General features: G+C 73.7%; 1 protein-coding gene. It reads left to right on the plus strand.

The window, feature by feature from the left end:
* Positions 1-401 precede the first annotated feature (401 nt).
* The coding region (locus FNQ90_RS22710) for a DUF6716 putative glycosyltransferase (RefSeq protein ID WP_182608057.1) at positions 402-1,552 on the plus strand (1,151 nt) is incomplete at its 3' end.

Consider the following 1,552-nt stretch of genomic DNA (forward strand, 5'->3'; position numbering starts at 1 on the left):
CTCCACGCCCGGTCCGCCCTCCACGCCCGGCCCCGCCGCACGGCGGGGCACCGGCGTCCCGCGTCACCCGGGCCGGTGCCGGTCTTCACCGGGAACGGTTACGGGGAATCGCGTTTCTTCACCTCACGCGGCGGGCCGGAATTCACCCGGGTCGGAAAGAGCCCCCGACGGGCACGGGAAAATGTGGAGAAGGAGTGAAATCGCGGGTTGCCATCCCGGGCCCCCTTTCGTCGGAAGGCGTCCACCGCCCCTCTTGAACGTGGCCGCAGGGTGAACTGTCGGCGGCCGATTGGTCGATTCCCGCTCCCACCTGGCCGGTTGGGTTTTCGGATGCCTGCTGTTCATTTCCCCGTGCCGGGACGTTGTCTTTTTCCTTCGGCGGCGTGCCTAGCGTCCCCAACGTGCCCGAGACACCGAACGAACCGCCGCGCACGATCGTGCTGGCGGACTCCGACTCCCGGTGGAAATGGGGCGCGCTCACCGCACGGCGACTGATCCCGGAATCGGAGCCGCAGGGCTTCCTGCTGCGGGGTCGCGCCACTCCCTCCACCCGCCAACTCGCCGACACCGGCGCCGCCCCGGGCGACGCCCCGGTGGAGACCACCCTGGTGGACTTCGTCCACCGGTTCGGCCGCCCCGGCGCCGCCGCCGACGCCGGCACGGTCATCGTGCTCGCCTGCGTCGGTCACACCATCCAGGCCGCCCTGCACGGCCTGGCCCGGGCGGCCCGCCCCGGCGCTCCGCGCCCGGTCGTGGTGACCGGCTACGTCGGCGTGGTCTACGAGAAGCTCGCGCAGGGCCTGATGACCCGCCACGGCGCGGACCTCGTGCTGGCCAACAGCCCCCGGGACACCGAACTGTTCCGCGAGGTCTACCGGGGCGCCGGCGCCGACGACGGGGCCGTGGTCGGCTGCCCGCTGCCGTTCCTCGGCGGCACCCCGTACGACGCGGGCGCCGTCGAACGCGGCGAACGGCCCCACCGCGTGGTGTTCGCCGTCCAGCCCTCCGTGCCCGAGACCCGGGCCGAGCGGCTGTACCTGCTGCGCCGCGCCGCCGAGCACGCCCGTCGCCGCCCGGAGCGGGAGGTGCTGATCAAGCTGCGCAGCCGCCCCGGCGAGCACACCACGCACATCGAGGGGCTGCCCTACCAGCGGCTGCTCAACCGGCTGGACGACCACCCGCCCAACCTCCACCTGCGCTACGGCCCCATGGCCGAGGTGCTCGACGGCACCGATCTGCTGGTCACCGTCAGCTCCACCGCCGCGCTGGAGGCGCTGTCCCGGTCGATCCCCACCGCCGTCCTGACCGACCTCGGCATCCGCGAACCCCTGGGCAACCACTGGTTCCTGGGCTCCGGCTGCCTCACCTCCTGGGACCGGATCGACGCCGACGACCCACCCGCCCCCGACCCGGGGTGGCTGGTCTCGCGAGGTGTTCGCCCCGCCGACCCCGACGACCCGACGGAGGGCTGGGGCGAGGCCCGGGCCCGCCTGACGGACCTGCTCGACCGCGCCCACGCCGGCGATCTCGCCCCGTGCGCGCCGTACTACAC

The sequence above is a fragment of the Streptomyces alkaliphilus genome (genome assembly GCF_014141535.1).
In the GTDB taxonomy this organism is placed as follows: domain Bacteria; phylum Actinomycetota; class Actinomycetes; order Streptomycetales; family Streptomycetaceae; genus Streptomyces; species Streptomyces alkaliphilus.